General features: G+C 72.8%; 10 protein-coding genes and 1 riboswitch. Of the genes, 6 read left to right on the top strand and 4 right to left on the bottom strand.

The annotated features are described in order from the left end of the window. Positions 1-7: 7 nt before the first annotated feature. A complete protein-coding gene (locus M8C11_RS26755) occupies positions 8-1,264 on the bottom strand; it encodes a hypothetical protein (protein ID WP_252454104.1) in 1,257 nt (418 codons plus the stop codon). Between the two features lie 345 nt (positions 1,265-1,609). Here M8C11_RS26755 and M8C11_RS26760 point away from each other — a divergent pair, with 345 nt between their 5' ends. Next, complete coding sequence (locus tag M8C11_RS26760) at positions 1,610-3,667, top strand: type IIA DNA topoisomerase subunit B (protein WP_120573871.1); 2,058 nt, start codon at positions 1,610-1,612, stop codon at positions 3,665-3,667. 32 nt (positions 3,668-3,699) lie between these two features. Next, positions 3,700-6,189: a DNA topoisomerase (ATP-hydrolyzing) subunit A gene (locus M8C11_RS26765; RefSeq protein ID WP_252454106.1), complete on the top strand. Its 2,490-nt coding sequence runs from the start codon at positions 3,700-3,702 to the stop codon at positions 6,187-6,189. Positions 6,190-6,852: 663 nt separating this feature from the next. Here the strand turns inward: M8C11_RS26765 and M8C11_RS26770 are convergent. From M8C11_RS26770 to M8C11_RS26780, 3 genes are all read right to left on the bottom strand, one after another. Continuing rightward, a complete protein-coding gene (locus M8C11_RS26770; protein ID WP_252454108.1) occupies positions 6,853-8,193 on the bottom strand; it encodes a uracil-xanthine permease family protein in 1,341 nt (446 codons plus the stop codon). Between the two features lie 95 nt (positions 8,194-8,288). Beyond that, positions 8,289-8,924, bottom strand: a complete 636-nt coding sequence (locus tag M8C11_RS26775) for an alpha-ketoglutarate-dependent dioxygenase AlkB (protein WP_121682944.1) — start codon at positions 8,922-8,924, stop codon at positions 8,289-8,291. Positions 8,925-8,964: 40 nt separating this feature from the next. Beyond that, positions 8,965-10,290, bottom strand: a complete 1,326-nt coding sequence (locus M8C11_RS26780; protein ID WP_252454110.1) for a polysaccharide pyruvyl transferase family protein — start codon at positions 10,288-10,290, stop codon at positions 8,965-8,967. A gap of 155 nt (positions 10,291-10,445) precedes the next feature. Between M8C11_RS26780 and M8C11_RS26785 the strand changes: the two genes are divergently transcribed. The 4 genes from M8C11_RS26785 (at position 10,446) to M8C11_RS26800 (ending at position 14,477) form a co-directional block, all read left to right on the top strand. Then, positions 10,446-11,663 carry an acyltransferase gene (locus M8C11_RS26785; RefSeq protein WP_252454111.1) on the top strand — a complete coding sequence of 406 codons (1,218 nt, stop codon included), beginning with the start codon at positions 10,446-10,448 and terminating at the stop codon, positions 11,661-11,663. An 80-nt stretch (positions 11,664-11,743) separates the two neighbouring features. After that, a complete protein-coding gene (locus M8C11_RS26790) occupies positions 11,744-12,088 on the top strand; it encodes a hypothetical protein (RefSeq protein ID WP_252454112.1) in 345 nt (114 codons plus the stop codon). Between the two features lie 128 nt (positions 12,089-12,216). Continuing rightward, the gene (locus M8C11_RS26795) at positions 12,217-12,981 is read left to right on the top strand and encodes a hypothetical protein (protein ID WP_252454113.1); all 765 of its coding nucleotides are present in this window, start codon (positions 12,217-12,219) and stop codon (positions 12,979-12,981) included. Positions 12,982-13,288: 307 nt separating this feature from the next. After that, a riboswitch (cyclic di-AMP (ydaO/yuaA leader) is annotated at positions 13,289-13,430 on the top strand. Positions 13,431-13,634: 204 nt separating this feature from the next. Continuing rightward, positions 13,635-14,477 (top strand): C39 family peptidase, encoded by an 843-nt coding sequence (locus M8C11_RS26800; protein ID WP_252454114.1) that lies wholly within the window; start codon positions 13,635-13,637, stop codon positions 14,475-14,477. Positions 14,478-14,726: the final 249 nt, after the last annotated feature.

Below are 14,726 nucleotides of genomic sequence, written 5' to 3' on the forward strand. Positions count from 1 at the left end.
GGCGCGCTCAGCTCACATTCACCGTGCCGTCCGGGGCGCGGACGCAGGAGACGGTACGGGCGCCGGTGGCCGCCGCCCCGGCCAGGCACCGGCCGAGCACCTTGTGCCCGGCGGCGTTCGGGTGCCACGACTCCTGGCAGGTCTGGAAGTACGTGCCACAGGCGTTGGCGATCCGCTGGATGTCGAGCTTGTCGTACCCGGAGAGGCTGGTGACGAACGTGCCGGTCGGGCCGTCCATCAGCCGGATCGGCGTGGCCAGGGCGTTGCCCGGGCTGCCGGTCGACTCGCAGAGCCGGGCGCCGTCGAACGCGCGCTGCACGTTCAGGTAGACCAGGTCTTCCTGCGGGAACTCGGCGGCCAGCGTGCCGCGTACCGAGCTGACGAGCGTGCCGAGCCCCTGCGAGAAGCGGTGGCCGGGCGCCAGGCTGGCCCGGTGGATCGGGCAGCCGGCCGCGTACCGCTCGGCGCCCAGCGCACGGAACTTGTCCCGGGTGTCGTCGCGGCTGTCCTCGGTCCAGTAGCTCTGGTCCAGCTCGAACGGCAGCGGGTTGGTGTAGTCCTGGAACACCACCCGGTGCTGGCCGTCGGCGTCGATCTCGTCCAGCGTGGCCAGCAGCTGCCGCAGCGCCGTGGTGGTCTCCGCGGTGGCGGCGGTGAACTGCGCGGCCGTGCCCAGGTCGGCGTCGGTGCACGGCTTCTGCTCCACCGGCCCGCCCAGGTACGCCCAGAACTCCCACCAGCCGGTCCACGCGTCGGCGATGAACCGGTTGGCGCACTTCTCCGCCACGCTGCCGAAGGTGAACGAGCTGTTGTTCGAGCCGAGGCCGACGAGGACCAGGTCGATGTCGTGGGTCCGGGCCACCGTCCGGAGCTGGTCGAGCTGGGCGGCCACCTGCCGCCCCTTGGCCCGCGTCGACGAGGCGTTGGCGATGTCGTACGGCTGGCCGCCCGAGCAGGCCAGGTTGAACCGGGCGGAGATGCCCGGCAGGTTCGCCTGGAACAGTGAGGCGTTCGGCGAGCGGTGGCAGAAGTAGGCGTTGGCGTTGGCGGCGGACCAGCCGGGGAAGCCCTGGGCCACCCCGTTGACGTCCACCACCGGCGCGTACGCCCCGGCGCCCTCACCGCTGATGAAGCTGTCGCCCAGCGCCACCGCGGCGGTGGGCAGCGCGGCGGCGGCCGGCCGGGCGGGCGCCGCGGCGGCGGGTAACGCGACCGTGGCGAGCGCCAGCGCCGCCGCGAGCACGGAACGACGGAACACGGACATGCCCGACCTCCCAGACATCGAAATGTGAAAGATTCTTCAGGGGGGCGATCAGATCACGCGCGTGTGACGGACGTCAATGGTTCGACATCCGCGGCCCCGCACCGGGGAAGACATCCGGCGCCCGGGGCGTTGTGCCGCCTGGACCCCCAGCCCGTCCCGCCGGCCGCCGTACACGGCGCGGCGGGGACCCGGCCGGCAGGCCGATCGCGCAACGCACCGCCCCGGTGCCGCCGACCTGTCGGGGCACCCGGCTAGGCTCGCTCCGGCGCGCCGCGCCCGGCGATCATCGTGGGGGGATCACACGGTGAACGGCACCACACCGCCGAGACCTGGGAGTACGACCAGTTGACCGCACAGCCTGACACCCTCTACGGGGCCGACGACCTGACGCATCTGGAAGGCCTCGACGCCGTCCGCAAGCGCCCGGGCATGTACATCGGCTCGACCGACAGCCGTGGCGTGGGTCACCTCGTCAACGAGATCCTCGACAACTCGACCGACGAGGGTGTCGCCGGTCACGCCACCAGAGTCGACGTGATCCTGCACGCCGACGGCTCGGTCCAGGTCGACGACGACGGCCGGGGCATCCCCACCGACGTGCACGCCAAGTCCGGCATCTCCGGCGTCGAGCTGGTGCTGACCCGCCTGCACGCGGGCGGCAAGTTCGGCGGCTCCGGCTACAAGACCTCCGGCGGCCTGCACGGCGTCGGCGCGTCGGCGGTCAACGCGCTGTCCCGCCGCTTCGACGTCACCGTCCGGCGCGGCGGCAAGGTCCACGCCATGTCGTTCCGCCACGGCGTCCCGGGCGTCTTCGACGGCGACGGCCCGGACGCGCCGTTCACCCCGGGCCCCGGCCTCCAGATCGTCGGCGCGATGAAGCGCGGCCAGCGCACCGGCACCTCGATCCGCTGGTGGCACGACCCGCGCTACTTCGAGACCGGCGCGGCGCTCGACACCGAGACGGTCCGGCTCAAGCTGCGCAACACCGCGTTCCTCGTCCCCGGCGTGGCCTACCGGCTGCGCGACGAGACCGGCGAGGAACCCGTCGAGGAGAGCTTCCACTTCCCCGACGGCCTCACCGACATGGTGGAGTTCCTCGCCCCGGCCGGCGACCGGCCGGTCTCCGGCACGCTGCTGGTCACCGGCGAGGGCACCTACCGGGAGAACGCCGCCGACGCCAACGGCGTCATGCAGTCCAACGTGCAGCGACGTGCCGAGGTCGAGGTGGCGTTCCGCTGGGGCACCGGCTACGAGCGCACCGTCGAGTGCTTCACCAACACCATCCGCAACGCCCACGGCGGCACCCACCGCAAGGGCTTCGAGCGGGCGCTCGCCCGTACCCTCGCCGAGGCCGCCCGCAACGCCCGCGGCCTGCTCAAGCCCAAGGAGGACGCGCCCACCCTGGACGACGTCCTGGAGGGCATGACGGCTGTGGTGCACGTGCGCATCCCCGAGCCGCAGTTCACCTCGCAGACCAAGGACGAGCTGTCCACCGCCGGCATCACCAAGGTGCTCCAGGGCCTGGTCGAGGCGCACCTCAAGAGCTGGCTGGACGACCGCCGGACCAAGGCCGAGGCCCGTACGGTGCTCCAGAAGATCGTCGACGCGGCCCGCGTCCGGCTCACCCAGAAGCAGCAGAAGGACGCCGCCCGCCGCAAGACCGCGCTGGAGGGCGCGGCCATGCCGGCCAAGCTCGTCGACTGCCGGGCCACCGGCGTGGAGCGCAGCGAGCTGTTCATCGTGGAGGGCGACAGCGCGCTGGGCACGAGCCGCATGGCCCGCTCGTCGGAATACCAGGCGCTGCTGCCCATCCGCGGCAAGATCCTCAACGTGCAGAAGGCCAACCTCCAGCAGGTGCTGGACAACGCCGAGTGCGCGGCCATCGTGCAGGTGCTCGGCGCCGGCTCCGGCCGGACGTTCGACCTGTCCGCCCTGCGCTACGGCCGGGTGCTCATCATGGCCGACGCGGACGTCGACGGCGCGCACATCCGTACCCTGCTGATCACGCTGTTCGCCCGCTACATGCGGCCGCTGATCGAGGCCGGGCGGCTCTACGCGGCGATGCCGCCCCTGCACAAGATCACCACGAAGGGGCGCAACCCGCAGACCGTCTACACCTACACCCAGGCCGAGATGGAGGCGACCGTCCGCAAGCTGGAGAAGGCCGGCAAGCAGATCGTCACCCCGATCCCGCGCTTCAAGGGCCTCGGTGAGATGGACGCCGACGAGCTGTGGGAGACCACCATGAACCCGGCCACCCGGGCCGTCCGCCGGATCACGCTCGACGACGTCGAGGCCGCCGAGCGGATCCTCGAACTGCTCATGGGGGAGAAGGTCGAACCCCGCCGCAACTGGCTGATCGACTCCGCCGACCGGGTCGACCGCGACGCCATCGACGCCTGACCAACGGGTTCGTCTCGGAAGGAAACCGCACCATGGCACGCCGCAAGGACGACCGCGCGAAGGCGGACCTGGCCGCCTTCGACCAGGCCGGCGCCCGCGTCTTCGACAACCCGCTGGTCACCGAGGTCTCGGACTCCTACCTGGAGTACGCGTTCTCGGTCATCCACTCCCGCGCCCTGCCCGACGCGCGCGACGGGCTCAAGCCGGTGCACCGGCGCATCCTCTGGTCCATGCACGAGCAGGGCCACCGGCCGGACCGCGGCCACGTCAAGAGCGCCCGGATCGTCGGCGACGTGATGGGTAAGTACCACCCGCACGGCGACACCGCGATCTACGACGCGATGGTGCGGCTGGCGCAGGACTTCTCGCTCAACGTCCCGCTCATCGACGGGCACGGCAACTTCGGCAGCCCGGACGACGGCCCGGCCGCGGCCCGCTACACCGAGGCCCGGATGTCCCGGGAGGCGATGCTGCTCACCGGCGAGCTGGGCGAGGACACGGTCGACGTCGAGCCGAACTACGACGGCTCGCTGACCCAGCCCACCGTGCTGCCGGCGGCGTTCCCGAACCTGCTCGTCAACGGCGCGTCCGGCATCGCGGTCGGCATGGCCACCAACATGATCCCGCACAACCTCGGCGAGGTGGTCCAGGCCGCCCGCTGGCTGATCAACCACCCGGACGCCACGCTCGACAAGCTCATGGAGTTCGTCCCCGGCCCCGACCTGCCGACCGGCGGGCTGCTGCTCGGCCTGGACGAGGTGCGCCGCGCGTACGAGACCGGGCGCGGCGTGGTGCGCATGCGCGGCCGGGTGGAGATCGGCCCGCTGGAGGGCAGCCGCGGCCGGCAGGCCATCACCGTCACCGAGCTGCCGTACGGCGTCGGCGCCGAGAAGGTCATCGCGGCCATCACCAACGAGGTCAACAAGACCAAGCGGCTCACCGGCATCGCCGACGTCAAGGACCTCACCGACCGGGAGAACGGCACCCGCCTCGTGGTGGAGTGCAAGGTCGGCGTGAACCCGCAGGCGCTGCTGGCCGACCTCTACCGGCTCACCCCGCTGGAGCAGTCCTTCGGCGTGAACAACCTGGTGCTCGTCGACGGCCAGCCCCGCACCCTCGGGCTCAAGGAACTGCTCGACGTGTTCCTGGCGCACCGCTACGAGGTGGTGACCCGGCGCAGCGCGTACCGCAAGCGCAAGCGGGAGGAACGCCTGCACCTGGTCGACGGCCTGCTGATCGCCCTGCTCGACATCGACCGGGTGGTCAAGCTGATCCGGGCCAGCGAGGACGCCCAGGCCGCAAAGGACGGCCTGATGCAGAAGTTCAAGCTCTCCGAGATCCAGGCGGCCTACATCCTGGACACCCCGCTGCGCCGGCTGACCAAGTACGACCGGCTGGAGCTGGAGGCCGAGCAGGAGAAGCTACGCGGCGAGATCGCCGAGCTGTCGAAGATCCTGGACGACTCCAAGGTGCTGCGGAAGGTCGTCTCCGACGAGCTGGCCGCAGTGGTCAAGCAGTTCGGCGCGCCGCGGCGGACCACGCTCGTCGACGGTGACCTCAAGGAGGTGCTCGCCGCCTCGGTGCCCGCCGGTCCGCTGGAGGTCGCCGACGACCCGTGCCAGGTGATCCTCTCCGCCACCGGGCTGGTGGCGCGGACCGCGGCCGAGTCGGAGGAGGCAGCCGAGGCGCGCCGGCGCAGCGGCCGGGTCAAGCACGACGCGGTACGCGCGATCGTGCACTCCACCGCTCGCGGCCGGGTGCTGCTGGTGACCAGCGCCGGCCGCGCGTTCAAGATCGACGTGCTGCCGTTGCCGGTGCTGCCGGAACAGTCCGGCACGGTGTCGCTGCGCGGCGGCATGTCGGCGGCCGAACTGGTGCCGCTGGAGCCCGGCGAGACGGTCGTCGGGCTCGCCCCGCTCGGGCCGTCCGCACAGGGGTCGCCCGGCCTGGCGCTCGGTACCCGCGCGGGCGTCGTGAAGGTGTGCGCCCCGGACTGGCCGGTCCGCTCCGACGAGTTCGAGGTGATCTCGCTGCGCGACGGCGACGAGGTGGTCGGCGCGACCTGGCTGACCGACGGCGCCGAGACGCTGGCGTTCGTCTCCTCGGAGGCGTCGCTGCTGCGCTTCGCCGCAACCGTGGTACGCCCGCAGGGGCTCAAGGGCGGCGGCATGGCCGGCATCAACCTGCCAGGCGACGCCCGGGTGGTCTTCTTCGGCGCGATCCGCACCGACGACGCGAAGCACGGTGAGCCGATGGTGGTCACCTCGACCGGCGCCACGGTGAAGGTGACGCCGTTCAAGGCGTACCCGGCGAAGGGCAGGGCGACCGGCGGCGTACGCGCGCAGCGGTTCCTCAAGGGCGAGCTGGAGCTGTCGGTGGCCTGGATCGGCCCGCGACCGGTGGGCGCGACGGCCACCGGCGACCCGGTGGAGCTGCCCCCGGCCGACCCGCGCCGCGACGGCTCCGGTTTCGCCGTGATGCTCGGCCCCACCGTCGTAGGCCACCACATCGACCGCGACTGACGGGGTCGGGGCGGGCGGCCCGGCCCAACCCGCCCCAACCGTTCAGTCGCCTCCGCTCGTCCCCTGCCTCCGCCCGCACCCGGCCCGGCGGCGTGGTCCTGGCCGCCCCAGCCCTCCGGCCACCCGACCCGTCCTCCCCGCTGCGCCACTCCCGGCCCCGCCCAACCCGGTTGATCAAGGAGTTAGCGGCCTTTTCACGCCCCGCGCCGACCACAAACTCCTTGATCACCGCAGCGGGTGGTGCGGCGGACCAGGGCACCCGGGGCGGCTGGCGGCTGTTCGGCGCTGGGGTGCCCGGTCGCACTCTCCATTGCGCGGTGATCAAGGAGTTGGTGGGCTCTTAGCGCCTTCTGCCGACCACAAACTCCTTGATCACCGCAGCGGGCGCTCCTGTCGCCCTGGCCGCCCGGGGCGGCTGGCGAGTTCCGGGCGTCTGGGCACTCGCCCTCACTGTGCACGGTTGATCATGAGGTTAGGGGCGACAAAACGGACACCGATCGCCGCTAACCTCATGATCGACGCGGTCGGGCCCTCCGGGTGACCTGATCGCACCCCCACCGCCTGTTGACCATGAAGTTGGCGGGCGTGAATCGGGCAAATTGTGCCGCTAACTTCATGATCAACGGGGCGAGATCGGGCCGGGTGGGGTGGGGTGGGGTGGGGTCAGAGTTCGGGTTCGGGGGACTGGCGGGACTCGGGGGTGGTGCCGCGCAGGCGGGCGATCAGGCGCATGCCGTGGTAGATCGCGAGGGCGGCGGCCGTGCCCAGGGCGATGCCGTTGAACGACAGGTCGCCGGCCGTCAGCGTGTAGTTGGCGGCACCGATGATCACCGCCACCGCAGCGGTGAACAGGTTGATCGGGTCGTGGAAGTCGACCCGGCTCTCGATCCAGATCCGGGCACCCAGGATGGCGATCAGGCCGTACAGGGCGGTGGTGGCGCCACCGAGCACACCGGCCGGGACGGTCAGGATCAGCGCGCCGAACTTCGGGCACAGGCCGAGCAGGATCGCCGTGGCGCCGGCGATCCAGTACGCGGCGGTGGAGTAGACGCGGGTCGCCGCCATCACGCCGATGTTCTCCGCGTACGTGGTGGTGCCGGAACCGCCGCCGGACCCGGCCAGCACCGTGGCGACGCCGTCGCCGAGCAGCGCCCGGCCCATGTCGCGGTCGAGGTTGCGGCCGGCCATCGCGGCGACCGCCTTGACGTGCCCGGCGTTCTCCGCGATCAGCACCAGGATCACCGGGATGACCAGCACGACGGCGCGCGCGTCGAAGCTCGGCGTGTGGAACTCGGGGAAACCGACCCAGGCCGCCTGGCGCAGGCCGCTGACCGCCTGCTGGTCGAGGTTGCCGGTGAGCGCGGCGAGCACCCAGCCGACCACCACGCCGACGAGGATCGACAGGCGCGCCACGAAGCCGCGGAATAGCACTGTGGTGAGCAGGATCGCGACGAGCGTGACCACGGCGATCAGCGGCTGTGCCTTCACGCCGGTGCCGGATCCGTCGCCGTCCCAGGCCACCGGCGCGAGGTTGAGGCCGATCAGCATGACGATCGCGCCGGTGACCACCGGCGGCATCAGCGCGTCGATCCAGCGGGAGCCGGCCACCTGCACCACGATGCCGACGATCGCCAGCGCGACGCCCGCGACGACGATGCCGCCGAGGGCCGCGCCGATGCCGCCGTCGGTCTTCGCGGCCAGCACCGGCGCGATGAACGCGAACGACGACCCGAGGTACGAGGGCAGCCGGTTGCCGGTGATCAGCAGGAACAGCAGCGTGCCGAGCCCGGAGAACAGCAGCGTGGTGGCGGGCGGGAACCCGGTGATCAGCGGGACGGTGAAGGTGGCGCCGAACATGGCGACCACGTGCTGGACGCCCACGCCGATGGTGCGCGGCCAGGAGAGCCGTTCGTCGGGCTGGACCACGTCGCCGGGGCGTACGTGGCGGCCGTCGCCGTGCAGGGTCCACGGGGACCAGCGGGAGGAGGTGGGGGACTGGGTCATCGGTCGCCCTTCGCGTCATCGGGTGACGGGGGCGTGATCGACCCTGGGAGTTGTTTCTAGCACGTGCCCTGGCCAGGCGTGGGCCCGCCCTCGGCTCAGGCGACGCCGGTGGGACGGAACTGGACGCTGACCCGGGGGCCGACCGGGCGGGTGGTCTTCGGCACCGCGTGCTCCCAGGTGCGCTGGCAGGAGCCGCCCATGACGACGAGGTCGCCGTGGCCGAGCGGGAACCGCAGGCTGCCGCCACCTCCGCCGCGGGGGCGCAGCAGCAGTGCGCGCGGGGAACCGAACGAGACGATCGCGACCATGGTGTCGGTGTGCGCGGAGCGGCCGAGCGTGTCGCCGTGCCAGGCCACGCTGTCACGTCCGTCGCGGTAGAGGCACATGCCGGCGGTGACGAACGGCTCGCCCAGCTCGGGGGCGTAGTGCCGGGTGAGCGCCTCCCGGGCCGCGGTGAGCACCGGGTGCGGCAGCGGCCGGCCGGCGGCGTACCAGCAGAGCAGCCGGGGCACGTCGACCTCGGCGTCGTACATGGTGCGGCGTTCGGCCCGCCAGGGCACGTCGTGACGGAGCGTGTCGAGCACCTCGTCGGAGCCGCGCACCCAGCCGGGCAGGTGGTCGACCCAGGCGCCCCGGCTCAGCTCGTGCCGGCGCAGCGCCCCGGCGAGCGGGCCCAGGGTCGGGCCCTGCTCGGCCAGGTCGAGCATCGAGGGCTGGTACGCGTCGGACACGCAGCCGATCGTACCGTGCTCTCGAACAGGCGTACGACGGTCAGCGCCGCAGCATCCGGCGGACCTTGCCCGGGACGGCCTGCTTGATCCGCTCCCGGAGCTGCTGCGAGCGCAGCGCGTCGATGGTGGCGGCGAGCTTGGCGTTCTCGTCGCGCAGCCGCTCGATGCGGGTCAGCAGTTCGGCCGGCGTGGTGGCCGTGGCGGGCCGGACGGCCGGCGGGAACACCGTCTCGTCGACCCGGCGGTCGAAGCGCGCCGCGCTGTCGCCGTCGGCGAACGAGGTGCCGAGGTCGTGCTTGGCCAGGAACGCGGTGATGGTCTCGAAGCGGGCCTTGTGGCCGTCGTTAAGCGCGGTGTAGTCGGCCTCGGCGTAGAGGTCGGCAGCGTCGACGTCGGCCGGCACGTCCCGCATGATCCGGTGCGGGATGCCGAAGTAGCGGGCCAGTTCCAGGGTGCGCGAGTCGTGGGCGAACAGGTAGCCGGGCGTGCCGGCGACGAGCGCGGTGATGGTGCCGTGGATGCGGGTGCCGAACGCGAAGTCGTACCCGGACAGGTGCGACATCCAGGTCCACGGGTCGACGAACATGCGCACCTTGTCCTCGGCGAACAGCGGGTGCGAGGTGTGCAGCGGGATGTCGCTGCTCTGGCCCCGGTGCTCGGGCGCGTCGCCGTAGAGCAGGGTGCCGAGCGTCCGCAGGTCCTGCGGCACGTAGCAGAGGTTCGGGTAGCGCTCCTGATGGTGGCGGACCACCGAGGCCATCGAGCGGACGTACGGGGAGATGGTGAGCGCGACCTTCGAGTCGGCGGTCAGTTCCGGGCGGGTCTTCTCCAGATGGAACGTGTCGCCGTGCAGGAACATCGACGGACAGCCGATCTGCTCGACGGCGGAGAAGCCCAGCGCGTTGAGGTAGCTCTCGGTCACCTCGCCGCGGACGCCGATGCTGTGCGACCGGTCCAGCACGGCCTTGCAGAACGCGCGGACCGGCTCGTCGATCGGCCGCAGGTACTCGCGGTCGCCGTCGACGTTCGTCTGCACGCCGACGCCGAGCACCACCACCGGGATCTTCAGCCGCTCGATCAGCCGGGTCAGCGGCGTGAGGCGGTGCACGAAGCTGCGGCGGAACGCGTTGGCGAGCGGTACGACGAAGACGTCGTGCCGTTCGTTGATCTCGTCGGCGAGCCGCGGGTCGGCCGGGGTGCGGGTCGGTGTGATCTCGGCCGTGGAGGTGGCGAGCAGCTTGTACGCGGCGTGGCTGAAGACCAGGTTGCCGCTGTTGTCCCCGATCCAGTTGCCGGCGAACGTCTCCTCGGGCGTGAGGACGTCGAACGGGCCCTTGCGGGCGCGGAGCAGGATCCGCTGGTGCATCCGGTTCGCTCACCTTCCGTACGGCACGGCGTGCGGGCGGGAGCCGGGTTGGTGCCCGCGCGTGCAGGAACGGAAATCCTATCCGCCGCCGGTGTGGAGCCGAGCGGGCGGCGGCTCGCCGGGAACGTCCCGGTTCCCCGGGTAGGGTGCCCGGAATGACCAGCGCGCCGACCGTCACCCGTGCCCCACGACTGCCGTCGCTGACCGGATTGCGGTGGGTCGCCGCGCTGCTGGTCTTCGCCTTCCACGCCGGCACCATGGGGATCGTCGCCGAGCCGCACCTGAAGGCCGTGGTGGACAAGGCGTTCAGCCTGGGCCTGTCCGGCGTCGAGTTCTTCTTCATCCTCAGCGGGTTCGTGCTGGTCTGGTCGTACCGGGACGGGGAGCGCGCGTGGACGTTCCTGCGCCGCCGGTTCGCCAAGATCTACCCGAACCACGTGGTGACGTTCGTCGCCGCGCTGGCGGTCGCGGCCTGGTTCGCCGACCCGGTCGTGCCGTGGGCCGCGATCGCCAACTTCTTCCTGGTCCAGGCGTGGATCCCGCTGGGCGGCTACTTCTACAGCGTCAACAACGTGAGCTGGTCGCTCTCCTGCGAACTGGCCTTCTACCTGTGCCTGCCGCTCGTGGTGCCGTGGCTGCGCCGCGCCCGTACCGGCGTGCTGCGGACCGTGCTGGTCGCGGCGCCGCTGCTCATCCTGGCGCTGTGGCCCGGCCAGCACCTCGTCCCGGAGGAGCAGCGGTGGTGGTTCACCCAGATCTTCCCGGTGACCCGGTCGCTGGAGTTCTGGATGGGGGTGGCCGCCGCCGAGCTGATGCGCCGGCACCGCTGGCGCGGACCGAACCTCGCGGTCGCCACCGGGCTCTTCGTCGCCACCTGGGTGGTGGCCGCGCTGTGGATCCCGGCCGAGTTCTGGGCGGCGCTGCTCGCGGTCGCGTACCTGCTGGTCATCGCCGCCGCGGCGGACGCCGACGTGCGGGGCCGGCCCACCCCCTGGCGGTCCCGCGCGATGGTCTGGCTCGGTGAGGTCTCGTTCGCCTTCTACCTGGTCCACGTGCTGGTCATGGTCACCGTGCTGCGGCTGACCGGGCACTGGGGGACCGGGCTGCCCGGCTGGCGCGGCCCGGTCGCGGTGCTCGGCTTCCTGGTGGTCACGCTCGCGCTGGCCGCCGCGCTGCACCGCTGGGTGGAGCTGCCGATGATGCGCCTGCTCGGCCCGTCCCGCCGGGCCCGCGCGGCGTCGCGCGCACCGGCCGTGCCGGCTCCGCGCGGGTCCGCCGAGGACGCCGCCACCCCGGCCGCCGACGGCGGCGCGACGTCCCTCGCCGGTCGGGCCGAGGGCATCGAGTACGCCGGGCGGCGTCGCCCGGACTGACACGCGCCGTCGTCTGCCGGCCGGTCCGCGACACGCCGTGCGGCGGTGCGTTCGTGGGGGATCGGCGGTAATTTGTACCCGTGCTTCCGATCGCGCTCACCTGCCCCGTGTGGTGGGTGGCGCGCTGGACCGCCCGGATGCTCGCCAGTCTCGCCGTGGTCGTCGCCTGTTCGTTCGGCGCCGCCACGCTGCCGGCCGGTGCCGCCGCTGCCGCCCCGGCTCCGGCGGTCGCCGCCTCGGCGTACACGGTCACGGGCGTCTCGACCGCCGCGCGGCCGGAGGTCGACCGCGTGGCCGAGCGGCCGGCCCCGCCCGCCGGTGTCCCGGCGCCCGCTCGCCGGGCGACGGTCCCGGCCGTCGCGGAGCCGGTCCCGGCCGGACGGGCCGCCGCGCCGGCCGGCCCACGGGCCCCGCCCGCCCGCTGATCCGCCCACGGGCCGCGCCCGTTCCCCGCACCCACCGAACGTCATCCCCGCACCCGCCTCCCGGTGGCCCGCCCGCCCCGGCCGGCCGTGCGGCCCTCCCGCCAGGTCCTTCCCGTGAGGTGCCGACCATGTCGCAGACCGCTCTGTACCACTTCCTCACCTCCGTGCCCGAGGCCGCGGCCATCTGGTCCTTCCTGCTGCTGCTCGCGCTGGGCCTGCTCGCCGCGCTCGTCGCCCGGCCCGAACGCGAGCCCGCGCCGGACGCCGCCCCCGAACCGGCCGACGCCGACGCCGCCCGCCGCGACGACCTGATCCGGTACGCCGAGGAGGTGGCGGTGGCCGCCGCCGGGGCCGCCCAGACGGCCCGCCGCCGCCGTGAGCGGTGGCTGGCCGCGCAGGACGAGGCGGAACTGGCCTGGACCGCGTACGACGAGGCGGACGCCGCCGCCCGCCGCCTGGCCGGCGCCGCCGCGCTGGCCGCCCCGCGCACACCGCGAACCCCGGCCGAGTACGCGGCCCGGGAGCGCTGGCTGCACCACGCCGCCATGACGGCGCACTGGCGGGGCGACCTGACCGCCCGTCAGCTCGCCGACGTGCTGGCGGGCCGCAACGGGTGGGATCCGCGCCGGCACCCGGCCGAGCAGGAGATCGTGCTGGCGCGCACCGTCCGGGACACGCGCCGGGCCGGATGGGAGAGCGCCGCCGAGCGGGAGCGGGCGGCGTGGCGGGACGCGGAACTGGCCGCCGAGGCCGCCCGGACGCTCGCCGCCGAGGCGTACGCGGCCACCGTGGCGCTGCGGCGCGTCCCGGCGTACCGGAGCGCGACGGCGAGCGCCCAGCCGGTGCCCGCGACGGTCCGCAACGCCCGGTGGCGCCCGGCCCGGGTCGGCTGAGACGACCGTCTCGACCGAATCGTTACCCGGAACGTGGTGAGCCCGGTCACCCGGGCCGCCGAAACGGGCGTCCGGCGCGGAACAGGTCATCGAGTCGCGCGATTGCCGGGCCGGTGCTGGCCGTCTGTCCGCTTTCCGCCGCCGGGTGCCGTCGAAACTGCTTGTCCCATTGAGCGAAGTCAGTACCGGGTGTTCCGAAATCCGTTACCGCGGATCACGTTTACGCAGGTGGGAGCGCTTGGCATGGGACATACCCACCGGTAGTGTCGGCGCGTCCGATGCGGTAATCGATCGCCGACGGCGACGCCGCACCGACCCGCCTAATCGTGTTCCACGAACCGGGGATCCATGAGCACCATCGGGGTGAATCCGCGAGCCACGGCCCGCGGTAGGGCGTACTTCCCGCCCGAATCCGTCAGCTAACCCGGTCGGCGGCCACGGAAGGAGTACCCCTCTTGCCCACCCCTCGATCGTCCCCCCGCCTCCACGGCACCGCGGTGCCCGCGCTCGCCTGACGCGCGACCGGCAACCGCCCCCTGGGCGCCCGGCATCACGGGCGTTCCCGATCCCCCGGCCATCCGGCCCCGCCAGCACGTGTGAGTTCCTCCGCGTGCCGGGCCGGCGTGCGCCGCTCACGCCCCGTGGAGGATTTCGTGAAGCACCACCTGAAGCGTCAGCTGCGACGGATCGTCACCGAGCGCCCGTACCAGATCATCGCCGGATCGGCCGCCGCGCTCGTGCTGGCCGCCGGCGCCGGCACCGTCGCCACCGCCGGTGACGACGCCCCGGTCCAGGAGAACACCGCGGCGGTCGCCGATCTCGGCGCCGCCCGTCTCGGCGAGCAGCCCGCCAGCCGCGGCGAGGCCCGCATCGCCGTCCCGCCGGTGTCGCCCAGCGCCTCCGCCGCGCCCAGCGCGTCGCCGAGCGCCTCCCCGTCGAAGAAGGCCACGGCCGACCCGGACACCACGCCCAAGGCCAAGCCGAAGCCGCCGTCGAGCAAGTCGCTCGACTACGACTACCAGGCGCAGATCAACTACTTCTACTGCGGTCCGGCCGCCGTGCGCAACGCGCTCAGCGCCGCCGGCATCGAACGCAGCCAGGACGCGCTCGCCGGCCCGCTCGGCACCACCGAGATGGGCACCAACTCGGCGGAGGACACCACCCGGGTGCTCAACCAGCAGGTCAAGGGCAACCCGTACCGGACCCGCATGATCCCCGGCACCGCCACCCCGGCCCAGATGGACCGGCTCCAGGCCGACGTGGTCGAGGCGATCAGCAACGGCCGCGCGGTCGTCGCGAACGTCGCCGGCACCGCCACCGACACCAACGGCGGCTGGCACTCGTTCCCGGGCGGCCACTACGTCGCGGTGGTCGGCTACAAGAACGACGGCCGGACCGTCCGCATCGCCGACTCGGCCGACCCGTCGCTGCCGTCGTACTGGGTCACCACGATCGACCTGGCGAACTGGGTCTCCACCCGCGGCTACTCCGCCTGATCCCCGCACGGCCCGAAGGCCGGCACCCCCACCCCGGGGGTGCCGGCCTTCCCCGTCCCACCTCGCTGATCTTGCAGTTGTGGCCCCGTCACAGCGGGCAAGCCGGACATCCCACGGGCCGTACCTGCAAGATCTGTGAAGGTGGCTGTCAAGTGGTGGCTTCGAGGGTGCGCCAGATTTGGCGGGCTATGTAGCGTTTGAGGCTGCGGGTGATCTCGGCTGGGGTGCGGCCTTCTGTGGTGCGGCGGT

This window comes from Micromonospora sp. CPM1 (genome assembly GCF_023896895.1).
GTDB lineage: Bacteria > Actinomycetota > Actinomycetes > Mycobacteriales > Micromonosporaceae > Micromonospora > Micromonospora tulbaghiae.